Genomic DNA, 20,212 nt, shown 5'->3' with positions numbered 1-20,212 from the left:
TGCGGCCAAGGCAGTTGCCGCCGTTTGGGAGAGCGGTCGGGACCTGCCGTTGCCGGACGTCGCTTGCAGGGAGGAAACCGATGCCTGCCGTCAGGGATCATACGGAATACGTCTACCAGGTTGCGCACCAGTCTTCCGCGGCTGCAAGCTCGCCGGTGGCTGCATCCTGGCGTCGCTGCATGACGCTGCATGGCCTGGCGCCCGAGGAGAGGCGAACGCCGCTTCGACTGTCCGACACAGAGTTCCGATCGGCGCGACAGCGTTCGGCCGAGTTGATCGCCGAGGCGGGCGGCGAGCTTGACCGGCTGTTTGCCACAGTCGGCAAGGCCGGCTGCTGCCTGCTTCTGACCGACGACAAGGGCGTGGCGCTGGAGCGGCGCGGGGCGGTCGGCGACGATGCGGATTTCCGCGGTGTCGGCCTCTGGTCGGCAACGGTGTGGAGCGAGGCGAGCGTCGGCACCAACGGCATCGGCACGGCGATTGCCGACGAGCGCGCCGTCATCATCCAGCGCGACCAGCATTTCCTCAGCAGCAACATCGGGCTTAGCTGCACGACGGCACCGATCCGCGACCATCTCGGCCGTCTGGCGGCGGCGATCGACATCTCCACCTGCCGAGACGACGCGTCGGAGATCACCCTCTCGCTTTTGTCGCAGGCGGTGCGGGATGCTGCAGCCCGCATCGAGGCAGGGCTATTCCGCCGGGCCTTTGCCGGCTCGCGCATCGTGCTCGTGCCGGTCGACCGGGCAGGGCCGGCGCTCCTGGCTGTCGATCGCGACGATCTGGTAAAGGGCGCGACGCGCGCGGCGCGGCAATGGCTGGGGCTCGACGACAAACGCATCGCCGCGGGCATTCCAGCCTCCGACCTTCTGAAGGAAGGCATATCCGACGACGGCGCTGAGCTTCCAGACGCCGAGCGTGCCGCGCTCAGGCGCGTGCTCTCGCGTGCCAACGGCAATGTCTCGATGGCAGCCGAACTGCTCGGCATCAGCCGCGCCACGCTTTACCGCAAGATGAAGCGGCTTTCCGTCAACTGATCTTACTCAGGCATCCGTGGCTGCCCCTCTCCTCGAGTTTAACCCGAGGACTAACCCTCTCCCCGCCGAGCGGGGAGAGGGGACGTGCCCGGCAATCGCGGGTCGGAGCCTGATGTGGCGCGGAGAGCGAACCGCTTGCCCCTTCTCCCCGTGATGACGGGGAGAAGGTCCCGGCAGGGGGATTAGGGGCGTGTCCGAGTCGAAGCGATTGTCTCTGTGACGCATTGCATGCTGCACCGCAGCACAGTGACCCGACCCCACCTGTCTCACTTCTGAAACAGATCGAGTCGCCGGCATTCGCACCTCCCTATCGAAGACGCACGTTCGCGATCACCTTCCTCTCACAGCTTTGGTTGCTGGTTCACAGGGAGGAATGAACATGTTGCATCAGAAGATCGTCGAGAGCCCGTTCAAGCAGAAATACGGCAATTTCATCGGCGGTGAATGGCGCGAACCGGTGGCCGGGCGCTACTTCGACAACACGACGCCGGTGACCGGCGGCGTGCTGTGCCAGGTTGCGCGGTCGGATGCAGCCGACATCGAGTTGGCACTCGACGCTGCCCATGCGGTCAGGGACAAGTGGGGGCGCACGGCGGCTGCCGAGCGGTCGAACATCCTCATGAAGATCGCCCAGAGGATGGAAGACAATCTGGAGCTTCTGGCGCGTGCCGAGACTTTCGACAACGGCAAGCCGATCCGCGAAACCATGGCGGCCGACATTCCGCTGGCGATCGACCATTTCCGCTATTTCGCCGCCTGCATCCGCGCCCAGGAAGGCTCGATCGGCGAGATCGACAACGACACGGTTGCCTATCACTTCCACGAGCCGCTCGGCGTCGTCGGCCAGATCATTCCCTGGAACTTCCCGATCCTGATGGCCGCGTGGAAACTCGCCCCGGCACTTGCCGCCGGCAACTGCGTGGTGCTGAAGCCGGCCGAGCAGACCCCGGCCTCGATCCTCGTCTGGGCGGATCTCATCGGTGACCTCCTGCCGGCGGGGGTGCTCAACATCGTCAACGGCTTCGGCCTTGAAGCCGGCAAGCCGCTTGCCACCAATCCGCGCATCGCCAAAATCGCCTTTACCGGCGAGACGACGACCGGGAGGCTGATCATGCAATATGCCAGCCAGAACCTCATTCCCGTTACCCTCGAGCTTGGCGGCAAGTCGCCGAACATCTTCTTTGCCGACGTGCTCGCCGAAGACGACGACTATTTCGACAAGGCGCTCGAGGGCTTTGCGATGTTCGCGCTCAACCAGGGCGAGGTCTGCACCTGCCCGAGCCGGGCCCTGGTTCAGGAAAGCATCTATGATCGCTTCATGGAGCGAGCGCTGAAGCGTGTCGAGGCGATCCGCCAGGGCAACCCGCTCGACAGCGCCACCATGATCGGTGCGCAGGCGTCGAGCGAGCAACTCGAAAAGATCCTCTCCTATATCGATATCGGTAGGCAGGAGGGCGCCGAGGTGCTGACCGGTGGCGGGCGAAACGTGCTGGAAGGTGAGCTGGCGGAGGGCTTCTACGTCAAGCCGACGGTCTTCCGCGGGCACAACAAGATGCGGGTGTTCCAGGAGGAGATCTTCGGGCCTGTCGTCTCCGTCACCACCTTCAAGACGGAAGCCGAGGCGCTGGAGATCGCCAACGATACGCTCTACGGCCTCGGTGCAGGTGTCTGGAGCCGGGACGCCAACCGTTGCTACCGCTTCGGCCGCGAGATCCAGGCGGGCCGCGTGTGGACCAATTGCTATCATGCCTATCCGGCCCATGCGGCCTTCGGCGGTTACAAGCAATCGGGCATCGGCCGTGAGACCCACAAGATGATGCTCGACCATTACCAGCAGACCAAGAACATGCTGGTGAGCTACAGCCCGAAGGCGCTCGGCTTCTTCTGAGCCGATTGCATCCCCCTCTCCGCCTTTGGCGGGGAGGGCCTCCCAGGTGCGGCCGAGGGTTCTCCTCCAGCACTCGCCCTCGGCCCCCTGAACTTGAAACCGAAAGGCGCGACACTTGATTTCGCGCATGTCGTGATCGCGAAACCGCTGCTCACTTTTGTGCGACATGCGCAAGGAGGCTCGACATGACCGCCACCGAACCGCGGGTGCTTGCGACCGACGCCGCGCTCGACTTCATCGCCGAGATCAGGCGTGAACATCCGGACATTCTGTTCCATCAATCGGGGGGCTGCTGCGACGGCTCGTCGCCCATGTGTTACCCCACCGACGACTACATCGTCGGCGACAACGACGTGAAGCTCGGCGAGATTGGCGGCGTACCCGTCTATATCAGTGCCAGCCAGTTCGAGGTCTGGAAGCACACGCAGCTGATCATCGACGTGGTGCCGGGCAGGGGCGGCATGTTCTCGCTCGACAACGGCCGCGAGCGCCGCTTCCTGACGCGCTCTCGCCTGTTCGGCGGCGCTGAGGCCTGCCCACTGCCAACCACAGTCACAAGCGCCGGCGCATGACCGCACCTTCCGTCAGGGTGTCCTGACAAGCCGGTTCCTCGGTCGCGCGGCACGCGCGGACCGCTTTCGTGCGATCCGCGCGTGTTCTACTGCAGATTGCCGTCGCCGCCACGGTCTGCGGCCTTGAAATCGGCCATTACGCTGTTCAGGAACTCGCTCTGGGTGATCTTGCCGTCGCGGTTTACGTTGATGGCGGCAAACTGTTGCGCGTTCAGGACAGGCGCTACCTCGTCGGCGCTCAGGGTGCCGTCCTTGTTCTTGTCCAGATTTGCGAAGGCCGTGGTCATGAAGCCCTGATATTCGGACCGGCTGATCACGCCGTCTCCGTCGCGGTCGAGCCGATCCATTTGCCCCTGATACATCGCCGCAGGCCTATCCTGGGCGGCGACCGGAGCGAACTGGCAAAGCACGGATGCCATCAGCAGCGCTACTTTTCGCATCTCGTAACCTTTCGCAATCAGCGGCAAGTCAAGGCAGCACCGGCCGCACCGCCAAGCGTGGCGCCGCCGCCGACAGCCCAGAGCTGGCCGCTGCCCGCGCCGATGGCCGAGCCGGCGAACCCGCCAAGGATTGCGCCGCTGACGGTTCCGGCAAGGCAGCCGAAATCGCCGGTGCTCGTCCGGGAGGACGTAGCAGTATTGCAGCCAGACAAGGCAAGGCCGCTTGCAAGAACGAGGGTTAGCGTAAAATTACTCATCTTTTCCTCCAAATTATCCGTGCGTGATCGGCATAGATCGGTGGAGCCGCCACCGGGGTGGCGCTGCATGAAAGTAGCTTTCCGAAGATATCCTTCGAAGTATCAAGAGGTCTTCTATTCGAGAAGAACCTTATCGATGAACTATGCAGTCTGCAGAGAAAGACGTTGGCTGCAGGGGGCAAATGCTACCCCTACGGATGGAAGATGACAACTCTTGGGGTGGGCAATTAAGCGCGCCGCCGCCTGGCCAGACGCGCAAGTATCACTGTAGCACTTTGATTTGTTGCACAATTTCATCCTTAACTAGTTTCCGATTTAAGGATCAAATTATGCGACAAGGCGTGCCGCACAAAAATGCGCAGCCGTTTTGCGACGACGACATACGTGAAATCAAGCTGTGGAAGCGCGTTGCATAAGGCTTCTTAAACGCAACGCGCTGGTCCGGAGCCACGGAAAATGACGGCCCAATCCCGCTTCACGAAAGCGGTTACTTTTGCCGGCGGTCGAGCCTGCCTCAGTCGAAGAGGCTCGAAACCGATTCCTCCTGGCTGGTGCGATTGATCGCTTCGCCGAGCAGCGTCGCCGTGGTGATGACGCGGATGTTGTGGGCGGACTGGACGGCCGTCGTCGGCTGGATCGAGTCGGTGATGACAAGTTCCTTCAGCATCGACGAGGTGACGCGGGCAACCGCGCCGCCCGACAGCACGCCATGGGTGATATAGGCGGTGACGCTGGTTGCGCCGTTCTTCAGAAGGGCTTCCGCGGCGTTGCAGAGCGTGCCGCCGGAATCGACGATGTCGTCGATCAGCAGGCAGTCCTTGCCCTTCACGTCACCGATCACGTTCATCACTTCCGATTCACCCGGGCGGTCACGGCGCTTGTCGACGATCGCCAGCAGACAGTCGAGACGCTTGGCAAGCGCACGGGCGCGCACCACGCCGCCAACGTCGGGCGAAACGACCATGACGTTCTTCAGGTCATAGTTTTCCTTGACGTCGCGCGCCAGGATCGGGATCGCATAGAGGTTGTCGGTCGGGATGTCGAAGAAACCCTGGATCTGGCCAGCGTGAAGATCGAGCGTCAGAACGCGGTCGGCGCCGGCCTCGGTGATCAGGTTGGAAACCAGCTTGGCCGAGATCGGCGTGCGCGGACCGGGTTTGCGGTCCTGGCGGGCATAGCCGAAATAGGGGAGCACCGCGGTGATGCGACGGGCCGAGGAGCGGCGCACCGCATCGATCATGATGAGCAGTTCCATCAGGTGATCGTTGGTGGGGAACGAGGTCGACTGGATGATGAAGACATCCTCGCCGCGCACGTTTTCGCCGATCTCGACGAAAATCTCCTGGTCGGCAAACCGCCTTACGGTCGCTTTTCCAAGAGGCAGGTTGAGATAGTTGCAGATCGCTTCGGCCAGCAGCCGGTTCGAATTGCCTGCGAAAACCTTCATTGACGGACCGCCTTGAGCTGGCGCGGCTACCGTCCGGGTTCATCCGGGAGCGGCATTTTCCGCGCAGATTCCGAGAGCCATTCCAATCGCGGACAATCTTTGCGGGATGGCCGCCGTTCAGAGCTGATCGGCCGCTTTTTAGCGACACTGAACTTGAATGCAAGCGGAATGCTGCGCCGCGAAGCGCATTATCCTAAAAACTTTGTATCAACCGGGTCTGGATTGCCGCCATTCGAGATAGGCGTTGATGGTTTTGGTGGCGATGGCCTGCATGGTTTCGGCCGGAACGCCTTCCCACAGATCGGCACCGGCGGTTGCCACCGAGTCCTGGCCCTGAATGCGGTGGAGCCGATTGCCGCTGCCGTCGAGCACATCCCAGACATAGACGACCGTCGTCTTGCCGTTGTCCTTCAGCGCCGAGAAATAGCCCTTGAGGATGTGTTCGCTGCTGGCGTCGGCCGACCCCTTGATCGTCAGGCCATGGCTGCGCGCCTCTGCGCCGAGCTGTTTCGAAAGCGGCGTCACGGCTTCAACCGGTGCGCCGATGATCGGCAGGAAGCGGATCGTGCCGCCCGTCGCCGTGCTGGCGGAAGGAACGGAGGCGACGGCCGGCTGCTGTTGCGGTTGTTCCTGAACCTCTTCCGCGACGGGCTCGGATGTTTCGACAGGTGCGGGTTCGGCGAGCATCGCCGTGTTCTGGACCGGTTCAGTGCCGGAGGCGAGCCGGTTCGCCTGCGCTTCAAGCGAGCCGGCGGGATCGGTGTAGGTGCTGTCGCCGGTCGCATATTGTGTCGGCATACTGGCGGGCGCCGGCTGGGAGGCGAAGGCCTGGGTCCGTTGCACCGGCGAGCTTTGCACCGGAACGACGGCCGTCTGCGTCGACATCGACTCGAGATCGGATTGCGTCACCGGCGGCGAGCGGAACGTTCCTCCGCCGACGTCGACCTGCGGTATCAGCGCGTCCGTGCTGTTGCAGCTTGCCAGGGCGATGACAAGGCTGAGGCTTGCAATGGGCGTGAGAAGCTTTCGCATCGTTCAAACCGTCCGTCTTTCCTTCGCGGCAGGCCTGTGAAGTCATCTCCTGTTGTCTGCCATTTCAGCGGCAGTGTAGGCGGATTTCCCTAAGCAGAAATGAAGTCCAGCCCATAACGCGAAAGGGCGCGCGGCGTATCGGTGGTTGTGATGTAGGTCTGGCCGAGCGTCATGGCGGTGCCGCTGTCGGAATCCATGATGATCATGTGCACGAACAGCGACATGTCGGGCTCGATTTCCTGCGGGTTGCCGACATGGAACATCTGGTGCTCCATCCACGAGGGAGAAAAGCGCGCGCCGAGCGAATAGCCGCAGGCGTTCAGCCGATGCCGGGCAAGGCCGCGCTCGTCCATGATCTTGGCATGCACGTCGAAGACGGTGCCGAAGGTGTTGCCGGGGCGCAGCACCATCTCGATCGCCTGGATGGTTTCGCGGCAGGCGCTGTAAAGCTCGCGGTGGCGGTTGGTCGGCTCGCCGATGACGACGGTGCGCATCATGGCGGCGTGGTAATGGGCGCTGACGCCGGCCCATTCGAGTGTCAGCTGATCCTGGCTATCAAGCAGCCGGCGACCGGCCTTGTAGCGGCAGAGTAGCGCGTCGGCGCCGGAGCCGATGATGAAGTCGTTGGCCGGGTAGTCGCCGCCGCCGGCAAGGATCGCACCCTGCATTGCCGCGAGGATATTTGCCTCGTTGCCCCCCGGGCCGATGAGCGGCAGTGCCGCGTCGAGCGCGTCGTCTGCAAGGCTTGCCGCCCTTTCCACATGGGCAATTTCCGCCGGGCTCTTGATCAGGCGCAGGCGGCTGACGAGCAACGAGGCATCGATCAGCTCGCCGAAGGTCGAAAGCTGGTGGTCGACGAGGCGCGCGGTGCGGCCGGTCATGCCGTGGGTGTCGTACTCGACGCCGATGCGGTTGCCGAGCAGATCCATTTCACTCAAGAGGTTCTTCAGGTCCATCGTCGGGTCGGCGTTGACCCGGTCGACCCAGATCTCGATGCGCTCGATGTTGGAGGTGTGGCGGGCCTGGCGCAGGTCGGCCGAGCGCGTCAGAAGCACCATCGAGCCGTCCTTCTTGACCACCAGGGTCTGGAAGAAGCAGTAGCCGAAGGTGTCGTAGCCCGTCAGCCAGTACATGCTTTCCTGGGCAAAGAGCAGGACCGCGTCGAGCTTGTCTTCGCGCATCTTCGCGGTCAGCCGCTCAAGGCGGGCGGCATATTCCTCCTGGGCAAATTGCAGCGCCATTTCAGCTCTCCCGTATGCAAATTGCAGATATCTGCCGGCCGTAGTCCGGCTCCTGCCGATGCGTGGTGCGACGGTAGGAGAAGAAGCGGTCCTCGTCGGCATAGGTGCAGATGTCGAGGTTTTCGGCGGTAACGCCGGCAGCCGTCAGGCGCGCAATCGTCAGGCCGGGCAAGTCGAACATCGCGTGCCCATCGCGCTCCGATGGGCCGAAGAACTTGTCATAGCTGCCATCGGTCGCGAGGAACCGGCCGACGAACTCGGCGCCGACTTCGTAGTTGCGCCGGCTGATCGAGGGGCCGAGACAAGCAACGATGTGGCTGCGACGCGCACCGAGCGTCAGCATCGCCTCGATGGTGCTTTCGAGCACGCCGCCAAGCGCGCCCTTCCAGCCGGCATGGGCGGCGCCGATGACGCCGGCGTCGGCGTCCGCAAACAGGATCGGCCCGCAATCGGCCGAGAGCACGCCAAGCACCACACCGGGCGTTGCCGTCACCAGCGCGTCGGCATCCGGCCGGCTGCCGTTGTAGCTGTCGTCGACGACGACCGCATCGGGAGAATGGACCTGATGGACGGTGGCGAGCCGTTCCGGATCGGCGCCGAACCAGCGGCTGACGCGGGCGCGGTTTTCACCGACCCTGGCCTTGTCGTCGTTCGAGCCGAGGCCGACATTCAGACCGCGATAGATCCCTTGGGAAACGCCGCCTTGGCGGGTGAAATAACCATGTGCGATCGCCGGACCGGCTTTGTCGCTGAAGAGCGAGCTCTGCACGGGGGAAAGCGCGGCATCGTGCTGCATCGGTGTCTTCGCCCTTTGCTTTGACGTGAGTTTCAAATGGGGTTGGGGGCACGTGCGGCCCGGTGAATGGCGGCTGATTTGCCGGCGCGATGTTGACCCGCGACGGCTGGGCTGTCAATTGCCGAACGACAGGGGGGCCGTCCGAAGGAGGCGCCTTGACCGTGGCGGCGAACGTCAAACTCCTGGAGCAATGGGTGCTGCGGATACCCCAGGACGGCCGGCGAATTTACATCTGGCCGGCTGCGCCCGGTGCATTCAGCTCTTGGGTTTTCGGAACGGCGGAAGCGCGATCGGCGGGCTGCTGACGGCAAGCACCTTGAAGAGTTCGCCCATCTTGCCTTCGCCGGATCCGGCGAGCCTCTCGACATCCTGGCGGATGCCCTCCTGGGTCACGGCATCCTTATCGCGACCGAGTGCTGCGGCACGTTCAAGAAGGCCGAGGCCGATCAGGAAATCGCCCTGGTGGACAAGGCCGTTGATCTGCAGGCCATCGTTCTTCGCGCGGCGTGCGAGTTGCTCGAAATCGACGTGGCTGGTGAGATCGGCGCGGCCGGGATTGGCGAGTGGCGGGTCATACTGGTGATCGAGCAGCGCCTGCAGCGTGTCACCGTAATTGGTGGCCAGGTATCCGTAGTCGATGATGACGGCGGTGCCACCACCGATCTTCAACCGCTCGCAAAGGGCTGCCATGACGGCGTCGCGGGCTGGGGCGATCTCGAAGATCGTGCCTTCGGCAGCCGCGTGCGGGGGCGATGGCAACAATGTGGGGTCGATGCCGGCGATGCCAGCCGCAAACGCCAGTTCATCCTCGGCATCAAGGCCGACCATGCGTTCGCGGAACCCCTGCGGTGTGCGCACGAACTGGCGGATCGGAATGGCGTCGAAAAGCTCGTTGGCGGCCAGCAGCAGGAAACCTTCCGGCAGGGTGTCGAAACTGCCGTGCCATTGCACTTTCTTGCCATGGGCCACCAGCGTCTCCGCCTGGACCTTTCGCAACCGATCGCTCGTCTCGACCAGATGCACGCTGGCGGCGGCATAGAGCTCGGGCGAAAGGCGCCTGACGACCCGCAGGACGTCTTCCATCATCGTGCCGCGGCCGGGGCCGATCTCGACGATCACTGTTTGCTCCGGCGTGCCGTGCTGTTGCCAGGCATGAACCAGAAAGATGCCGATCATCTCGCCGAAAAGCTGGCTGATCTCCGGCGCCGTGGTGAAGTCACCCGCTTTGCCGAAGGGTTCGCGGACGCGGTAATATCCGTACTCCGGGTCCGCCAGGCACAGCGAGAAATAGTCGGTAACGCTGATCGGGCCGTTGGTCCGGATCAGCGTCTTGATTTTGTCCGCGAGTGGTGTCGTCATGCGTCCGTCCCGTTATGCGGCGGCGACGGCCGCCCGGCGTGCCCGGGCAATCGCCCAGATGCCGGCAAGCGCCATCGGCAGCGATAAAAGCATGCCCATGGTCAGCCAACCGCCGGCAAGATAGCCGATCTGCGCGTCCGGTTCACGGAAGAATTCGACGAAAATGCGGCTCGCCGCATAACCGAGCACGAAGATGCCGGTGACAAGGCCAGGCGATTTCAGCGCATGCCGGCGATAGATGAACCAGGCGATGACGGCGAGCAGCACCAAGCCTTCGAGGGCCGCCTCATAAAGCTGGCTCGGGTGGCGGGCAAACGGGCCACCGGTCGGAAACACCATGGCCCAGGGCGCCGACGACAGCCGGCCCCAGAGTTCGCCGTTGATGAAGTTGGCGATGCGGCCGAAGAACAGGCCGATCGGCACCACGGCCGCGACGATGTCGAACATGCTCCAGATGGCAATGCCATTGCGGCGCGCAAAGATGATCATCGCCAGCGTCGTGCCGATAAAGCCGCCGTGGAACGACATGCCGCCGTTCCAGATCTCCAGCGCCCGGATCGGGTTTTCGAGGACGGAGCCGAGATCGTAGAAAAGAATGTAGCCGATGCGGCCGCCAAGCACGATGCCGCCGGCCGCCCAGAGCAGGAAGTCGTCGAGCTGCGCCAGCGTCGCTGCCGGTTCGCCATTGCGCCAGAGTGGCGTGTTCTGAACCAGGCGCCGGGCGTAGTACCAGCCGATCAGGATACCGGCGACATAGGCAAGACCGTACCAATGGACGGCAAGCGGGCCGATCTGGAAGATCACGGGGTCGATTTCAGGGAAGGGGAGAATGGCGAGGCGGGTCGCGATGGTTTCCAAAATGTCTTCTCGTTCCGGACCGGTTGTTTTGCCGGAACATGGCGATCGAATCCGGCGGGGTCAAGGCCGGTTACCACTGGTGGCCGGGCACAGTTTGGTGATTTTTCTTGCATCCGTCCGCGCCTGACCCTACCTGAAAACCAGGACCGCATCGCAATGCGAAGCGGCGGCTGAACATGGAGATCAGGACGATGAGCACAGGCGCCAACCGCATCATGGATGATTTTGCCAAGCTGATGACCGATGCCGCAGGGGCAGCCCAGGGTGTGCGCCGCGAAGTCGAGACCGCCTTTCGCGCCCAGGCCGAACGCGCGATGAATTCGCTCGATGTCGTCAAGCGCGAGGAATTCGAGGCGGTGAAGGAAATGGCGATCAAGGCGCGCGAGGAAAACGACGCGCTGCTGGCGCGTATCGAGGCTTTGGAAGCGCGTTTCGCCGAAAGCGGCAAGTAACGCGATTCCTGCCAAATAACGGCTTTTCAACGTTTTTACTTCGCCCGCGGATCGATTCTGCGGGCGTTTTGCTGTCGATATGCTTGGCGGTGTGAAACGCCGCACAGGGAGGTTAATAAAACCTGAAAAGTTTTCCACCTGTGGACACTGGCAAAAAACCCTTATGCCAGAGTCGCTTAAGCATCAGGGCTGAATGGAAATGACAACGCGCAACCGGTTGTACCCGGCTATTTTTGGGTCGGGGGGCTGGCAGCCTGACTCCGCCATTATACACTGATTTTAAATGATGATTCGAAACGGACCACACAAGCTCCAGGCAGGGTAAGTCAGCCAGGATGGATGTGAGTTCAGCAATCATAGTGTGTTCTTATTCAGTGCCAGGTTTGCAGAGTTGCGTCTTGTGAACGTGATAACGCGCGCCTGTGTCGCGCCTACTAGGGTGATGCATGAGCCTTTTGGAAATGGAAATCGAGCGTCAGTCCAACCCGGTCGATATGATCGAGTTTGTGGCCGCCACCAATGACTGGTCATTCGAACGGTCGGGCGAGGACGAGATCGCCATGACCGTCGAAGGCAAGTGGGCGGATTACCACGTGTCCTTCTCGTGGATGGAAGAGTTCGAGGCGCTGCATCTTGCCTGCGCCTTCGACATCAAGGTTCCCGACAGCCGCGTCAACGAAGTCATCCGTCTGCTGTCGCACATCAACGGTCAGGTGCTCATGGGGCATTTCGATCTGTGGCGTCAGGAAGAAGTCGTGATCTTCCGCCAGTCGCTGCTGCTCGCCGGTGGCGCCGAGCCCACCAACCAGCAGGTCGAGGTTCTGCTCTCGAGCGCGCTCGATGCCTGCGAATCCTATTTCCAGGCATTCCAGTTCGTCGTCTGGTCTGGCATGGATGCGCAGCGCGCCGTCGACGCGGTGTTGTTCGAAACGGTCGGGGAGGCCTGACATGACTGCCGTCGCTTCCGGTCCCATCGTTCTCATCGGCGCCGGCAACATGGGCGGCGCCATGCTCAGCGGCTGGTTGAAGAGCGGCGTCAAGGGCGCCGACATTCTGGTGATCGATCCCGGCCCGCCGCCGGCGATGGCACAGCTGATCGCCGACAATGGCGTCCGCCACGCGACCTCTGCCCCTGAAGGCATCGAGGCTGCGGTCATCTTCATTGCCGTCAAGCCGCAGGTCATGGAAGCGGTGCTGCCGCCGCTGAAGACGCTGGTTGGTGCGAGCACGGTCATCGTCTCGGTCGCGGCCGGCAAGACGCTTGCCTTCATCGAAAGCCATCTGGGTGCCGCCGCCACGGTGCGAGCCATGCCCAACACGCCGGCCATGATCGGCCGCGGTGTCACCGGCGCCTTTGCCAATGCCCGCGTCAGCGCGGCACAGCGCAGCCAGGTGCACGATCTCCTCAAGGTCAGCGGCCCGGTCGAGTGGGTCGAGACCGAAGCCGATATCGATGCCGTCACCGCCGTTTCCGGCAGTGGCCCGGCCTATGTCTTCTACCTCGTCGAGTGCATGGCGGAGGCCGGGCGTAAGGCCGGTCTCCAGGCGGACCTCGCCATGCGGCTCGCGCGGGAAACCGTCGCGGGGGCTGGTGAACTGCTTCATCAGTCCCCCGACGACGCTTCGAAGCTGCGCCAGAACGTAACATCGCCCGGTGGCACAACCGCCGCAGCCCTCGCGGTGCTGATGGCCGATGACGGCATGCAGCCGCTTTTCGATAAGGCCATCGCCGCTGCGCGTCAGCGCGCCGAGGAACTGGCCGGATAATTCCAGAGCATTGTCATGTCGGAAACGATTACTTTTCCAGATTTCGAACGCGTCGATATTCGAGTCGGTACCATCATCGAAGCCGAGGCTTTCCCCGAGGCGCGCAAACCGGCCTACAAGCTGAAGATCGATTTCGGCCCCGAGATCGGCATAAAAAAGTCATCAGCGCAGATCACCGTGCACTACCAGCCCGAGGATCTCATCGGCCGGCAGATCATGGCGGTGGTCAATTTTCCGCCACGCCAGATCGGCCCTGTCCGTTCCGAGGTCCTGACGCTGGGCTTTGAAGACGAGGCCGGCGCGATCGTGCTGGCTGCCATCGACAAGCCGATCCCCAACGGCGGAAAGCTGATGTGACCTGATGACAATCCATGTTGATCTGATACCCGAGCGCGTGAAGGTCTCCTGCCTTTGGCGTGCATCCGACGCGGCGCGCGACTGGCGTGCCAGTCATGTCCTCTCGCTGCTCGATCCGGAATTGCCCGAGACAGACGTGCCTGTCATCGCTGACGCAAGCCACCGCGTCGTGCGCATGCGCGACCAGGAAAACGTCGTCGCCACACAGCACTTCCCGGATCTGGTCCTTGAAGTGTTCGAAGCGATGCGGCCGGCCGCCGACGATGCGTCGAGCCGCATTCTGGTGCATTGCCACGCCGGCGTCAGCCGGTCGACCGCCTTTGCCTACGGCCTGATCGCCCACCAGCTCGGTGCCGGCCGCGAGGACGAGGCTTTCCGCGCGCTGCTGACGATTACCAGAAAGCCTTGGCCGAACCGCAGGATCATCGAAATCCTCGATGCATCGCTCGGTCGCGAAGGCCGGCTGCTTGCTCCGCTCGATGCCATGCGCGCACGGCACCCGCGTCGCATCGATGCGTGGCATCGCTTCAACGAGCGGCGTGGCCTGGTTTCCATCTATACGCGCTAGCGAGCCGAGTTCGCTCTGTGTCGCTCATACGTCCGGCAACAACGCGTCGGCGTAGCGCCTGAGTGAGCCATTGTAGCGGGGCAGGTGACGCGCCAGCCGGCCGAGCGCCAAACCTGCTGCTTCGGGCGCCCGCCCTGCATCGACGAGCGAGAGCGCGAGAAAGGCGGCGACGGCATCATCGAGGTCGTCCGACGGCATCGTGCGCTCGGCTTCCAACAAGGTTATGCTCTCGTCGATCTGCCCGAGATTGCGAAGTGTGCTTGCAAGCTGAATGGTCGCGCGGCGACGGCGAATACCCGTGAGACCGCCGGCAAGCGCCTGGCGGTAGAGGGGGGCGGCATTCGCCTCGTGTCCGAGGGAATCCTGAGCCGAGGCGCGCTCGAAGAGGCCGACAGGGTCGCCGTGGGGCAACTCCGCCGCCAGCGCGTCGAGCCGCTCGACGAACATTCCTGCATCGATGCGGCCGAAATCGGCCCAATGCAGGGCCAGCCGCTGCTCCCAATCGTCCCAGTCTAAAGTGTCGGGCACGTCCGGCGTCTCCTCAGGCTTGGCATGTGTAAACGAAGCTGTTGCCGAAACAGGGATGGTCACGCCGGCACGCGCACAATTGCTCTCAGACCGCCAAGCGGGCTGTCGCCGAGCGTGACATTGCCGCCGTGGCTGCGGGCGATGTCGCGGGCGATCGCGAGACCCAGGCCGGTTCCGGAACTGTCGAGATTGCGGGCCTCGTCCAGGCGGAAGAACGGCTTGAACACGTCCTCGCGCGAGCGTTCGGGAATGCCGGGGCCGTCGTCGTCGACGGTGATCGTCACCCATTTGGCGCTGTGGCGCGCGTCGATGTTGACGCGGTTGGCGTAGCGATAGGCGTTGGAGGCGAGATTGGCGACAAGGCGCGTGAAGGCGTTCGGCCGGACGCGGACCTCGTCCTCGCCCTCGATGGATGTCGTCAGCGTCTTGCCGTGCAGCTCCGCTTCGACGGCAAGGCGCGTCATCAGGTCACTGAGCTTCAGTTGCCCGACGTCTTCCTCCGCCTCTCCGCGCGCAAACGCCAGATAGCCTTCGAGCATGTTCTGCATATCGTCGACATCCTGGTTGAGGCTGTCGAGATCCGGGTTGTTGCCGGCAAGCGCCAGCTGCAGCCGGAAGCGGGTGAGGATCGTGCGCAGATCGTGGCTGACGCCGGTGAGCATGGCGGTGCGCTGCTCGATCTGGCGTTCGATACGCTCGCGCATCTGGATGAAGGCGAGGCCGGCGCGGCGGATTTCGACGGCGCCGCGCGGGGCGAAATCGTCGATCTTCTGGCCCTTGCCGAAGGCTTCCGCGGCTTTGGTCAGGGCCAGGATTGGTCGGATCTGCCCACGCAGGAAGAGGATGGCGATCGACAGAAGCACCAGAGAAGCGGCGACCATCCAGACGATGAAGATATGGGTGTTGGAAGCATAGGCCTGGTTGCGGCGGGCATAGACGCGCAGCATGCGGCCATCGTCGAGCTTGATGCGGATTTCGACGAGATTGGAATTGCCGACGGTATCGATCCAGAAGGGGCGGCGGATCTGGTTGGAAATCTCCTCGCTCAGGATCTGATCGAGGATCTCGAAAAAGGGTTTGGGCCGCGGCGGCGGCAGTTCGCCGCCCGGTTCGACCGAGATGCTGAGATCGAGCTGATCGCGGGCGATGCGGACGATTTCCGAGATATCGCGATCGGCAGGGAAGGTGGCGATGAGATCGACGATCGCGGCGACATCGCCGGTGACAGCGGCCGACAGGCGCTGCGTCACCAATTGCCAGTGCCGCTCCATGAAGACGAAGGCGACGACCGACTGAAGGAGGACCATCGGGATGATGACGATGAGCAGCGAGCGGGCATAAAGGCCCATCGGCAGCCGCCGGCGCAGCCAGCGGGTGAAGCGCTTCCACGGGTTGTCGGCCGGGCCTGCCGTCTCGCGCCGGATGCTGTCAAAGCTTGCCATCGGTTTCCGCTACGCTCATCTAGGAGATCACCACCCTAAAGCGCACCGCGACCGCTGGCGGTCGCTCCATGCGCCTTGATTTCTTTTTTCCGCGCATGCCGTTATCGCAAAACCGCTGCGCACTTTTGCGCGCCATGCTTTAGTCCACGCTCAACCTATAGCCGATCCCGCGGACCGTCTGCAGCCAAACTGGATTGGACGGATCGTCCTCGATCTTGCGCCGCAGGCGATTGATCTGGACGTCGATGGTGCGCTCGCCGACCTCGGCGTCGTCGCCGATCAGTTCATGGCGCGGGATCGTCTCGCCGGCGCGCTGGGAAAACAGCGTCATGATCTCCTGCTCCCGGTCGGTCAGGCGGATATGATCGGCGCCGCGCCGAAGCTCCTTGCGCACCACGGAAAAGGTGTAGGGGCCGAAGATCACTTGGTCGACCTTGGGCGCCTGCGCCGGCTGGTTGCGCCTGAGGATATTGCTGATGCGCAGAACCAGTTCGCGCGGCTCGAAGGGTTTTGACAGATAATCGTCCGCGCCTGCCTCAAGGCCCTCGATGCGAGAATTCGATTCCGCCAGTGCCGTCAGCATCAGGATCGGCACGGTCTTGATCTGGCGCAGGCTCTGCGTCAGTGAAATCCCGCTTTCGCCGGGCATCATCACGTCGACGATCAACAGGTCGAAATCGAGACCGACCAGCTTGCGCCGCGCTTCATCCGCGTCGGCAGCCGTCGTCACGCGAAAACCCTGTTCGACCAGATAGCGATTGAGCAGATCGCGGATACGCCGGTCGTCATCGACGACCAGAAGATGGGCCGCATCGTCGGAGACTGTCGCTTTTGTTGTCATGCCTAGCATTCCCCCCCGTCGCCCGCCGACCGCGGGCTTTCGACATTTCAGTCCCCGGCGCCGTTCTTCATGCAGGCAAGGAAGCGTTTGACGGTTTCGCGCGCGCCGGGACCCGTCTTTGCCAATGCATGGGCTATGCGGCGGGACTGTGGCTCGGCAAGCGCACGGGCCAGCGCCTGGCCTTCCTCGGTGGTATAGAGCATGCGCTGCCGCCGATCCTCCGGCCCTGTGACCTGACGGATGTAGCCGGAATCGATCAACTGCTTGAGCACGCGGGCCAGGCTCTGCTTGGTGATCTTCAACGTGTCGAGCAGGTTAGCGACCGTCATGCCGGGTTCCCGGTCGACGAAGTGCAGGACGCGGTGATGCGCGCGGCCAAAGCCGCCTTTTTCCAGGATCGCATCCGGGTCGGAGGTGAAGTCGCGATAGGCGAAGAAAAGCAGCTCGATGATTTCGAAGTCGATCGTATCATCGTCGTGCGCGACCGTGTCGCCCACATATCGGGTGTTTTCTTTGGATTGGCCGGCCACGCGGTCATTTCCTTTCAGCCAAGTTGCAACTTACGAAACAATCGTAAAAATATGTCAGCCTTATTGACATATTTTTACGGCGTTGGTAGCGTCCATGCTCGGTAAGCGAGACATTTGGCGGCGGTAACACCTCAGGAGGATATGCCGCGCCGCACTGATCGCAAATCCAAAATCTCGAAATTGAATTTTCCCACAATCAGTTTGCCGATAAACTGAAAGCGGGACGATAATCAACAGCAAGAATGGCGCACCAGCGCCGGAGGACGACATCATGGCAGCGGTTCCTTTTGATCAGTTGGACGGCGAAATCTGGTTCAATGGCGAGTTCGTCGCGTGGAAGGATGCCAAGATTCATGTGCTGACCCACGGGCTGCACTATGCAAGTGCGGTGTTCGAGGGCGAGCGCGCCTATGGCGGCCGGATCTTCAAGCTGACGGAACACAACCAGCGCCTTCACAACTCCGCCGACATCCTGGGCTTCAAGATCCCCTATTCGGTCGAGGAACTGGATGCCGCAAGCGTCGAACTTCTGAAGCGCCAGGGCTTTTCCGAAGCCTATGTCCGGCCGATCGCCTGGCGCGGCAGCGAGATGATGGGCGTTTCCGCCCAGAACAACCGCATCAACGTGGCCATCGCCATCTGGCAGTGGGGCAGCTATTTCAACCCGACTGAGAAGCTCAAGGGCATTCGCCTCGATATCGCCGAATGGCGCCGCCCGGACCCGAAGACGGCGCCGTCGAAATCGAAGGCTGCCGGTCTCTACATGATCTGCACCATCTCCAAGCACGCCGCAGAAGCCAAGGGCTATGCCGATGCGATGATGCTCGATTACCGCGGCCAGGTGGCCGAGGCGACCGGCGCCAACATCTTCTTCGTCAAGGACGGCGTCATCCATACGCCGGTGCCGGACTGCTTCCTCGACGGCATCACCCGCCGCACGGTGATCGAGCTTGCCAAGCGCCGCGGCTACCAGGTGGTTGAGCGGGCGATCATGCCGGAAGAATTGTCTGATTTCAGCGAGTGCTTCCTCACCGGTTCTGCCGCCGAGGTGACGCCGGTTTCCGAGATCGGCCCCTATCGCTTCACGCCGGCCACCATCTGCGAAACGCTGATGAACGACTACATGAAGGAAGTCTATCCGGTTGCAGCAGCGGCTGAATAACCGGTCATAACCTAATGCATGTCGCGCAAAAGTGTACCGCGGTTTTGCGATAACGACATGCCCAAAAACAAGAACTTAAAGCGAGCCAAGCGAATCTGAACGATCGCGACGCGCTTTAAGTGCAGAAAAGGCGGCCCTCGGCCGCCTTTTGTCTTGCTACGGATATCGTTCGGAAGGCGTCAGGCTTGTTTGCCGAGGAACTGACCGACGATGCCGCTGAGCACGCCGCCGCCGACGAGGCTGCCAAGCGCCTGCATCGCAAGACCGGTCGCGGCCGCTTCGCCGCCGAGCATCTGGATCAGGAATCCCCCACCGAGGCCGCCGATGGCGCCGACGATCGTGCGTGCGACGACACTGAATGCCCCTTGCTTCAACACTGCGCTGGCCGCGTTTCCGCCGGCCGCCCCCGCGATCAATTGGGTAATGATTGGCATTAATGCTTCCATTGATCCCTCCGTATCGAGGCCCGTCGAAGACGAGCCGCCATATGCCGATGATCCGGCAAGGACAGGTTGAAGCCGAATCTTGAGTCTTGTCAATTTAGGGAAGTCACGGGTGTCTTCAGGGGAGGCTTTGCTCGCCAAAATGTTGCGATTTCACGCGGAAAATGGCGCATTTCGCGTTCTTCCACGCGAAAAGCGACAAAATTACTACAGGGTTTGAGTAGAGGCGAGGGCAACCGCAGCTATAGATCCGGGTGATTCGCTGCGGTGCAAACGAAAACTCCAGCGACGCGGGCCGCTGGAGTTGATTGTGATTGCCCACCCAGGGCGCGTCTTGCTTATCGATAGACGTAAACGATACGGCGCGTCGCCGGCTCGACCAGAACCGGCTGGCCGTTGATGCTGGCATAATCGTAGGTGTAGTCGGGCACGCGGCGCACTTCGACAGCTTGCGGAAGCTCGGCGCCCACCACGACTTCTCCGTCGAGATAGACGGTATCGCCCGGATTGGTGGTGATATAGGTGCGCACGGTGTCCGGCGGCACGATCGGCTCGACGTCTTCGACAGGGCCAAGCAACTCATCCCCGGGCGCGGGCATCGGCGGGTCGCCTGCCTGCACCTCATAGGTCACCACGGGCACGGCAAGATCGGAGCGCCGATCCTGAACGACGACGGCCGATCCGCCGAGATCGGTTGTCAGATACTGGGCATAAACCCAGCCGCGAAGGCCGTTGACGTCGATACGGCACCACTTGCTGCCTTCGATGCAGCCGTCAAGCACGGCCGTGCTGCCACGTGTGGCCAAGCCAACGGTCGGATATTGCGGGCCGGGGCCAGCGCGGACGTTGAGGTCGGTGACGGTGGTGGCGGTCATGGCCGCGAAGGCGGCCGAGCCGGCTACGAGTACGAAACCCGCAGCCGCGGCAGTTCGCAACAGGGGGCGGGTAAGGTTCTTCATCATCATGCTCCTTCGTTATGGCTGAGGGGCAAACGCGGCGATGGTGGGGATGTTCCCTGGGGAACGTCACGAAATGTGAAGGTGCGACATACTCAAGCTGCAACGGTCGACCCGGCGTTCGATGCAGGGAACCGTTTCGCGATCGAAGTGTTCTCCTGTCCATGTCGGGCGGGTGCCCGAGGGAAACGATCAGCGATATGCCCCGCGAAAAGACTATGGCGGCGGCAGGAGAGGGA

At 62.6% G+C, this 20,212-nt stretch carries 23 protein-coding genes; 9 read left to right on the top strand and 14 right to left on the bottom strand.

Annotated features, from left to right (window positions below; translation table 11 throughout):
- The first annotated feature begins 80 nt into the window (after positions 1-80).
- From LPJGGPFB_RS16015 to LPJGGPFB_RS16005, 3 genes are all read left to right on the top strand, one after another.
- Positions 81-1,037, top strand: a complete 957-nt coding sequence (locus tag LPJGGPFB_RS16015) for a helix-turn-helix domain-containing protein (RefSeq protein ID WP_173420801.1) — start codon at positions 81-83, stop codon at positions 1,035-1,037.
- A gap of 379 nt (positions 1,038-1,416) precedes the next feature.
- Positions 1,417-2,925, top strand: coding sequence for an aldehyde dehydrogenase (gene adh, locus LPJGGPFB_RS16010; protein WP_173420800.1), 1,509 nt, complete (start codon positions 1,417-1,419; stop codon positions 2,923-2,925).
- A 185-nt stretch (positions 2,926-3,110) separates the two neighbouring features.
- A complete protein-coding gene (locus LPJGGPFB_RS16005) occupies positions 3,111-3,497 on the top strand; it encodes a DUF779 domain-containing protein (RefSeq protein WP_173420799.1) in 387 nt (128 codons plus the stop codon).
- An 86-nt stretch (positions 3,498-3,583) separates the two neighbouring features.
- On the opposite strand, the gene LPJGGPFB_RS16000 is transcribed toward LPJGGPFB_RS16005, so the two are convergent.
- The 8 genes from LPJGGPFB_RS16000 to lgt form a co-directional block, all read right to left on the bottom strand.
- Positions 3,584-3,937: an EF-hand domain-containing protein gene (locus tag LPJGGPFB_RS16000; RefSeq protein WP_173421067.1), complete on the bottom strand. Its 354-nt coding sequence runs from the start codon at positions 3,935-3,937 to the stop codon at positions 3,584-3,586.
- Between the two features lie 17 nt (positions 3,938-3,954).
- Positions 3,955-4,194 carry a hypothetical protein gene (locus tag LPJGGPFB_RS15995; protein ID WP_173420798.1) on the bottom strand — a complete coding sequence of 80 codons (240 nt, stop codon included), beginning with the start codon at positions 4,192-4,194 and terminating at the stop codon, positions 3,955-3,957.
- A gap of 514 nt (positions 4,195-4,708) precedes the next feature.
- Positions 4,709-5,641 carry a ribose-phosphate pyrophosphokinase gene (locus LPJGGPFB_RS15990; RefSeq protein ID WP_025427925.1) on the bottom strand — a complete coding sequence of 311 codons (933 nt, stop codon included), beginning with the start codon at positions 5,639-5,641 and terminating at the stop codon, positions 4,709-4,711.
- Between the two features lie 207 nt (positions 5,642-5,848).
- Positions 5,849-6,673, bottom strand: a complete 825-nt coding sequence (locus LPJGGPFB_RS15985; RefSeq protein WP_173420797.1) for a hypothetical protein — start codon at positions 6,671-6,673, stop codon at positions 5,849-5,851.
- Between the two features lie 89 nt (positions 6,674-6,762).
- Positions 6,763-7,914, bottom strand: a complete 1,152-nt coding sequence (locus tag LPJGGPFB_RS15980) for a M24 family metallopeptidase (RefSeq protein ID WP_173420796.1) — start codon at positions 7,912-7,914, stop codon at positions 6,763-6,765.
- A gap of 1 nt (position 7,915) precedes the next feature.
- Entirely contained in the window at positions 7,916-8,710 is a 795-nt protein-coding gene (pgeF, locus tag LPJGGPFB_RS15975) for a peptidoglycan editing factor PgeF (protein ID WP_173420795.1), read from the bottom strand.
- A 255-nt stretch (positions 8,711-8,965) separates the two neighbouring features.
- Entirely contained in the window at positions 8,966-10,069 is a 1,104-nt protein-coding gene (locus tag LPJGGPFB_RS15970; protein WP_173420794.1) for a class I SAM-dependent methyltransferase, read from the bottom strand.
- A gap of 12 nt (positions 10,070-10,081) precedes the next feature.
- A complete protein-coding gene (gene lgt, locus LPJGGPFB_RS15965) occupies positions 10,082-10,927 on the bottom strand; it encodes a prolipoprotein diacylglyceryl transferase (RefSeq protein ID WP_173420793.1) in 846 nt (281 codons plus the stop codon).
- A 191-nt stretch (positions 10,928-11,118) separates the two neighbouring features.
- Here lgt and LPJGGPFB_RS15960 point away from each other — a divergent pair, with 191 nt between their 5' ends.
- From LPJGGPFB_RS15960 to LPJGGPFB_RS15940, 5 genes are all read left to right on the top strand, one after another.
- Positions 11,119-11,379 (top strand): accessory factor UbiK family protein, encoded by a 261-nt coding sequence (locus LPJGGPFB_RS15960; protein WP_173420792.1) that lies wholly within the window; start codon positions 11,119-11,121, stop codon positions 11,377-11,379.
- Between the two features lie 446 nt (positions 11,380-11,825).
- On the top strand, positions 11,826-12,326 hold the full coding sequence (locus LPJGGPFB_RS15955) for a type III secretion system chaperone family protein (protein WP_025427918.1): 501 nt from the start codon (positions 11,826-11,828) through the stop codon (positions 12,324-12,326).
- Position 12,327: 1 nt separating this feature from the next.
- Positions 12,328-13,146, top strand: a complete 819-nt coding sequence (gene proC, locus LPJGGPFB_RS15950) for a pyrroline-5-carboxylate reductase (RefSeq protein ID WP_173420791.1) — start codon at positions 12,328-12,330, stop codon at positions 13,144-13,146.
- A 15-nt stretch (positions 13,147-13,161) separates the two neighbouring features.
- Positions 13,162-13,503: a tRNA-binding protein gene (locus tag LPJGGPFB_RS15945; protein ID WP_173420790.1), complete on the top strand. Its 342-nt coding sequence runs from the start codon at positions 13,162-13,164 to the stop codon at positions 13,501-13,503.
- 4 nt (positions 13,504-13,507) lie between these two features.
- Positions 13,508-14,071, top strand: coding sequence for a dual specificity protein phosphatase family protein (locus LPJGGPFB_RS15940; protein WP_173420789.1), 564 nt, complete (start codon positions 13,508-13,510; stop codon positions 14,069-14,071).
- A 24-nt stretch (positions 14,072-14,095) separates the two neighbouring features.
- On the opposite strand, the gene LPJGGPFB_RS15935 is transcribed toward LPJGGPFB_RS15940, so the two are convergent.
- The 4 genes from LPJGGPFB_RS15935 to LPJGGPFB_RS15920 form a co-directional block, all read right to left on the bottom strand.
- Positions 14,096-14,599: a tetratricopeptide repeat protein gene (locus LPJGGPFB_RS15935; protein ID WP_210264402.1), complete on the bottom strand. Its 504-nt coding sequence runs from the start codon at positions 14,597-14,599 to the stop codon at positions 14,096-14,098.
- A gap of 59 nt (positions 14,600-14,658) precedes the next feature.
- The gene (locus LPJGGPFB_RS15930) at positions 14,659-16,041 is read right to left on the bottom strand and encodes an ATP-binding protein (RefSeq protein ID WP_173420788.1); all 1,383 of its coding nucleotides are present in this window, start codon (positions 16,039-16,041) and stop codon (positions 14,659-14,661) included.
- A 139-nt stretch (positions 16,042-16,180) separates the two neighbouring features.
- Entirely contained in the window at positions 16,181-16,882 is a 702-nt protein-coding gene (locus tag LPJGGPFB_RS15925; RefSeq protein ID WP_065786378.1) for a response regulator, read from the bottom strand.
- A 47-nt stretch (positions 16,883-16,929) separates the two neighbouring features.
- Positions 16,930-17,412, bottom strand: coding sequence for a MarR family winged helix-turn-helix transcriptional regulator (locus LPJGGPFB_RS15920; protein WP_077504817.1), 483 nt, complete (start codon positions 17,410-17,412; stop codon positions 16,930-16,932).
- 271 nt (positions 17,413-17,683) lie between these two features.
- Between LPJGGPFB_RS15920 and LPJGGPFB_RS15915 the strand changes: the two genes are divergently transcribed.
- A complete protein-coding gene (locus LPJGGPFB_RS15915) occupies positions 17,684-18,574 on the top strand; it encodes a branched-chain amino acid aminotransferase (RefSeq protein ID WP_173420787.1) in 891 nt (296 codons plus the stop codon).
- Between the two features lie 179 nt (positions 18,575-18,753).
- On the opposite strand, the gene LPJGGPFB_RS15910 is transcribed toward LPJGGPFB_RS15915, so the two are convergent.
- The gene (locus LPJGGPFB_RS15910) at positions 18,754-19,020 is read right to left on the bottom strand and encodes a hypothetical protein (protein ID WP_173420786.1); all 267 of its coding nucleotides are present in this window, start codon (positions 19,018-19,020) and stop codon (positions 18,754-18,756) included.
- A 335-nt stretch (positions 19,021-19,355) separates the two neighbouring features.
- A complete protein-coding gene (locus LPJGGPFB_RS15905; RefSeq protein WP_173420785.1) occupies positions 19,356-19,976 on the bottom strand; it encodes a DUF1236 domain-containing protein in 621 nt (206 codons plus the stop codon).
- Positions 19,977-20,212: the final 236 nt, after the last annotated feature.

The organism is Ensifer adhaerens (assembly GCF_013283195.1).
In the GTDB taxonomy this organism is placed as follows: Bacteria; Pseudomonadota; Alphaproteobacteria; order Rhizobiales; family Rhizobiaceae; genus Ensifer; species Ensifer adhaerens_G.
The sequence above is the reverse complement of the archived record's forward strand: the minus strand, read 5'-3'. Positions and strand labels throughout refer to the sequence as shown.

Coding starts and splice junctions, on each gene's coding strand:
- LPJGGPFB_RS15945 (WP_173420790.1), top strand. CDS start 13,162: ATGTCGGAAACGATTACTTTTCCAGATTTCGAACGCGTCGATATTCGA.
- LPJGGPFB_RS15960 (WP_173420792.1), top strand. CDS start 11,119: ATGAGCACAGGCGCCAACCGCATCATGGATGATTTTGCCAAGCTGATG.
- LPJGGPFB_RS15930 (WP_173420788.1), bottom strand. CDS start 16,041: ATGGCAAGCTTTGACAGCATCCGGCGCGAGACGGCAGGCCCGGCCGAC.
- LPJGGPFB_RS15980 (WP_173420796.1), bottom strand. CDS start 7,914: ATGGCGCTGCAATTTGCCCAGGAGGAATATGCCGCCCGCCTTGAGCGG.
- LPJGGPFB_RS16000 (WP_173421067.1), bottom strand. CDS start 3,937: ATGCGAAAAGTAGCGCTGCTGATGGCATCCGTGCTTTGCCAGTTCGCT.
- LPJGGPFB_RS15910 (WP_173420786.1), bottom strand. CDS start 19,020: ATGGAAGCATTAATGCCAATCATTACCCAATTGATCGCGGGGGCGGCC.
- LPJGGPFB_RS15925 (WP_065786378.1), bottom strand. CDS start 16,882: ATGACAACAAAAGCGACAGTCTCCGACGATGCGGCCCATCTTCTGGTC.
- LPJGGPFB_RS15915 (WP_173420787.1), top strand. CDS start 17,684: ATGGCAGCGGTTCCTTTTGATCAGTTGGACGGCGAAATCTGGTTCAAT.
- LPJGGPFB_RS15995 (WP_173420798.1), bottom strand. CDS start 4,194: ATGAGTAATTTTACGCTAACCCTCGTTCTTGCAAGCGGCCTTGCCTTG.
- LPJGGPFB_RS16015 (WP_173420801.1), top strand. CDS start 81: ATGCCTGCCGTCAGGGATCATACGGAATACGTCTACCAGGTTGCGCAC.
- LPJGGPFB_RS16005 (WP_173420799.1), top strand. CDS start 3,111: ATGACCGCCACCGAACCGCGGGTGCTTGCGACCGACGCCGCGCTCGAC.
- proC (WP_173420791.1), top strand. CDS start 12,328: ATGACTGCCGTCGCTTCCGGTCCCATCGTTCTCATCGGCGCCGGCAAC.
- LPJGGPFB_RS15985 (WP_173420797.1), bottom strand. CDS start 6,673: ATGCGAAAGCTTCTCACGCCCATTGCAAGCCTCAGCCTTGTCATCGCC.
- LPJGGPFB_RS15905 (WP_173420785.1), bottom strand. CDS start 19,976: ATGAAGAACCTTACCCGCCCCCTGTTGCGAACTGCCGCGGCTGCGGGT.
- pgeF (WP_173420795.1), bottom strand. CDS start 8,710: ATGCAGCACGATGCCGCGCTTTCCCCCGTGCAGAGCTCGCTCTTCAGC.
- LPJGGPFB_RS15990 (WP_025427925.1), bottom strand. CDS start 5,641: ATGAAGGTTTTCGCAGGCAATTCGAACCGGCTGCTGGCCGAAGCGATC.
- LPJGGPFB_RS15940 (WP_173420789.1), top strand. CDS start 13,508: ATGACAATCCATGTTGATCTGATACCCGAGCGCGTGAAGGTCTCCTGC.
- LPJGGPFB_RS15955 (WP_025427918.1), top strand. CDS start 11,826: ATGAGCCTTTTGGAAATGGAAATCGAGCGTCAGTCCAACCCGGTCGAT.
- adh (WP_173420800.1), top strand. CDS start 1,417: ATGTTGCATCAGAAGATCGTCGAGAGCCCGTTCAAGCAGAAATACGGC.
- LPJGGPFB_RS15970 (WP_173420794.1), bottom strand. CDS start 10,069: ATGACGACACCACTCGCGGACAAAATCAAGACGCTGATCCGGACCAAC.